3 protein-coding genes are annotated in these 3665 nt (G+C 66.7%); all 3 read left to right on the plus strand.

Annotation, left to right across the window (positions count from 1 at the left end; genetic code table 11):
* The coding region (locus tag K7W03_RS26900) for an aldehyde dehydrogenase family protein (protein ID WP_222887995.1) at positions 1 to 725 on the plus strand (725 nt) is incomplete at its 5' end.
* 26 nt (positions 726 to 751) lie between these two features.
* A complete protein-coding gene (adhP, locus tag K7W03_RS26905) occupies positions 752 to 1777 on the plus strand; it encodes an alcohol dehydrogenase AdhP (RefSeq protein WP_044663293.1) in 1026 nt (341 codons plus the stop codon).
* A gap of 25 nt (positions 1778 to 1802) precedes the next feature.
* A complete protein-coding gene (locus K7W03_RS26910) occupies positions 1803 to 3509 on the plus strand; it encodes a copper resistance system multicopper oxidase (RefSeq protein ID WP_044663294.1) in 1707 nt (568 codons plus the stop codon).
* The last annotated feature ends 156 nt before the right edge of the window (positions 3510 to 3665 follow it).

Raw genomic sequence — 3665 nt, forward strand, 5'->3', positions numbered from 1 at the left:
AGTCGCCCAACATCTTCTTCGCCGACGTGATGGATGCGGACGACGATTATTTCGACAAATGCCTGGAAGGCTTTGCGATGTTCGCCTTCAACAAGGGCGAGGTCTGTACCTGCCCGTCGCGCGCCCTGATCCATGAGTCGATCTTCGACCGCTTCATCGAGCGCGCCGTGGCGCGCGTCGCCGCGATCCGCCAGGGCGATCCGCTCGACCCGTCGGTCCAGGTCGGCGCGCAGGCGTCGGAGGACCAGCTCCACAAGATCCTGGGCTATATCGATATCGGCAAGGCCGAGGGCGCGCAGTGTCTGGTCGGTGGCGCCAGGGCGCTGCCGGGCGGTGCGCTCGACCAGGGCTATTTCGTGCAGCCGACCGTGTTCGTGGGTCAGAACCACATGCGCATCTTCCAGGAGGAGATCTTCGGTCCCGTCCTGTCGGTCACCACGTTCAAGACGGTCGAGGAGGCGATCGCACTTGCCAATGACACCGCCTACGGTCTTGGCGCGGGCGTCTGGACCCGGAGCGGCAACACCGCCTACCGGCTCGGCCGCGCGATCGAGGCCGGGCGGGTCTGGACCAACTGCTATCATCAGTACCCCGCCCATGCCGCCTTCGGCGGATACAAGGCATCGGGCTTCGGGCGTGAAAACCACCGGATGATGCTCGATCATTATCAGCAGACCAAGAATCTGCTCGTCTCCTATGACGAGCACGCGCTCGGCCTATTCTGACCCCCCGCTTAAAAGGAGAAACGGACATGGCGAAAACCATGAAGGCGGCGGTCGTCCGCGAATTTGGCAAGCCCCTGGTCATCGAGGACGCGCCGATCCCGACGGTCGGCCCCGGGCAGGTCCTGGTCAAGATTGCGGCAACCGGCGTGTGCCATACCGACCTGCACGCGGCAGAAGGGGACTGGCCGGTCAAGCCCAACCCGCCCTTCATTCCCGGCCATGAGGGCGTCGGGCATGTCGCCGCCGTTGGTGCCGGCGTCACCCATGTGAAGGAAGGCGACCGGGTCGGTGTGCCCTGGCTCTACACCGCCTGCGGGCACTGCGTGCATTGCCTGGGTGGCTGGGAGACGCTTTGCCACGAACAGCAGAACACCGGCTATTCGGTCAATGGCAGCTTTGCCGAATATGTCCTCGCCGATCCCAACTATGTTGGTCACCTTCCCGACAATGTCGACTTCCTCGACATTGCGCCGATCCTCTGCGCGGGCGTCACCGTCTACAAGGGACTGAAGGCCACCGAGGCCCGGCCCGGCGAGTGGGTGGTCGTCTCCGGCATTGGCGGGCTCGGCCACATGGCGGTGCAATATGCCCGTGCCATGGGTCTCAATGTGGCCGCGGTCGACATCGACGATAGCAAGCTCGACCTCGCTACACGCCTTGGCGCCACACTGACGGTCAACGCGCGCAGCGAGGACCCTTCGGCAGCGCTCAAGAAAGCCATTGGCGGCGCGCACGGGGCGCTGGTGACCGCCGTTTCGCCCAAGGCGTTCCAGCAGGCGCTCGGCATGGTCCGGCGCGGCGGCACGGTCGCGCTCAACGGCCTGCCGCCGGGCGACTTCCCGCTGTCGATCTTCGACACCGTGCTGAACGGCATTACCGTGCGCGGCTCGATCGTCGGCACGCGGCTCGATCTGCTCGAGGCACTGGCGTTCGCCGGCGAGGGCAAGGTCAAGGCCACGGTCCATGCAGACAAGCTGGAGAACATCAACGACGTCTTCTCCCGCATGCATCATGGCGACATCGAGGGCCGGATCGTCCTCGACCTCGCCTGAACCCGACTTCGCGAAAGTACAGTTCATGTCTCCCTTACATATCCGGCCGATCGCGCGGCGCCGTTTCGTCCAGGGGCTGGCGATCGGCGGCGCGGTCGCCGGTTTCGCCCCGGCGCTTCTCGCGCGATCCGCACCAACCTTGCCCGCTGAGCTGAGCGGGACCGAGTTCGACCTCGAGATCGCCGAGCTGCCGGTCAACTTCACCGGCAAACGCCGTATCGCGACCGCGGTGAACGGCAGCGTGCCCGCGCCGGTCCTGCGCCTGCGCGAAGGCGACACGGTCACGCTGCGCGTACGCAACGGCCTCAAGGAGATGTCGAGCATCCATTGGCACGGCATCATCGTGCCGGCGGAGATGGACGGCGTGCCCGGCATCAGCTTTGCCGGCATCGCGCCGGGCGAGACCTTCACCTATCGCTTCGAGGTCCGCCAGAGCGGAACCTACTGGTATCACGCTCACACGCTCGCCGAGCAGACGGGACTCTATGGAGCGATCATCGTGGAGCCAAAACAGGTGCCGACGGCGCGGGCGCCCGATCGCGACTATTGCATCGTGCTCAGCGACTGGTCGGACGAGCCGCCGTTGCAGATCTTCCTCAATCTCAAGAAGCAGAGCAGCTACTATAATTTTGCGCAGCCGACCGCCGGCGATTTCCTCAAGGATGTCGGCACCATGGGCTTGGGCAAGGCGCTCGAGCGGCGGCGGATGTGGAACAGCTCGCGGATGAACCCGACCGACTACAGCGATGTCTCTGCCGCGACCTACACCTATCTGATGAACGGCGCGCCGCCCGCCGGCAACTGGACCGGTATCGCCGCGCCCGGCGAGCGCGTGCGCCTGCGCTTCGTCGGCGCGGGGACGGCGACGTTCTTCGACGTGCGGATCCCCGGGGTCGAGCTGACGGTCGTATCGACCGACGGGCAGCCGGTCGAGCCGGTCACGGTCGAGGAATTCCGGATCGGCCCGGGCGAGACCTACGACGTCGAGTTCACCATGCCCGAGGGCGGCGCCCGCACCATCTTCGCGCAGGCGATCGATCGGAGCGGCTATGCGCGTGGCACGATCGCACCGGCCCCGGGCATGGCGGCAGCCGTGCCGCCGCTCGATGCCCGGACCTGGCTCGAGCCGGTCGACATGATGGGCGCGATGGCGACGATGGGCGCAATGGGAGGCGACGCGCATGCCGGGCACGGCATGACCGAGATGCCGGCCAGGGCACGGCACGCCCGCACCGAATATGGCGCCAATACCGACATGCGCGTCGACTATCCGCGCACCAATCTCGACGATCCCGGCGCCGGGCTGCGCGGGCGCGGCTGGCGCGTGCTGACGCTGGCCGATCTGCGCACGCCGGGCGGCGATCCCGACCCGCGCGAGCCCGAGCGCGACATCGAGCTGCATCTGACGGGCAATATGGAACGGTTCATCTGGTCGCTCGACGGCATCAAGCTCAACGATTCCAGGCCGCTCCATTTCAGGCCGAACGAGCGGCTGCGCGTCACCTTCGTCAACGACACGATGATGGCGCATCCGATGCATCTGCACGGCATGTGGAGCGATGTCGAAGGCCCGGACGGCGCCTTCCAGGTCCGCAAGCATACGGTGGTGGTCCAGCCCGCCCAACGGGTGAGCTTCCGCGTCACCGCCGACGCCATGGGCCGATGGGCCTTCCATTGCCATCTGCTCTATCACATGGCGGCCGGCATGTTCCGGGAGGTGGTGGTCGCATGATCCGGATTTTCCCCTCGCGCGGCATCGCTCTTGGCGCTGCCCTCTTCCTGGCGCCGGCGATCACGGCCCCCGCCCTCGCGCAGGATGCCTCGCCCCCGTCGCCCGCCACCACCCCTGCCCAAACGGCCACTCCCGCTCCGCACACTCCTTCCGCGC

The sequence above is a fragment of the Sphingobium sp. PNB genome (genome assembly GCF_019873065.1).
GTDB classification, from domain to species: domain Bacteria; phylum Pseudomonadota; class Alphaproteobacteria; order Sphingomonadales; family Sphingomonadaceae; genus Sphingobium; species Sphingobium fuliginis.

Coding starts and splice junctions, on each gene's coding strand:
- K7W03_RS26910 (WP_044663294.1), top strand. CDS start 1,803: ATGTCTCCCTTACATATCCGGCCGATCGCGCGGCGCCGTTTCGTCCAG.
- adhP (WP_044663293.1), top strand. CDS start 752: ATGGCGAAAACCATGAAGGCGGCGGTCGTCCGCGAATTTGGCAAGCCC.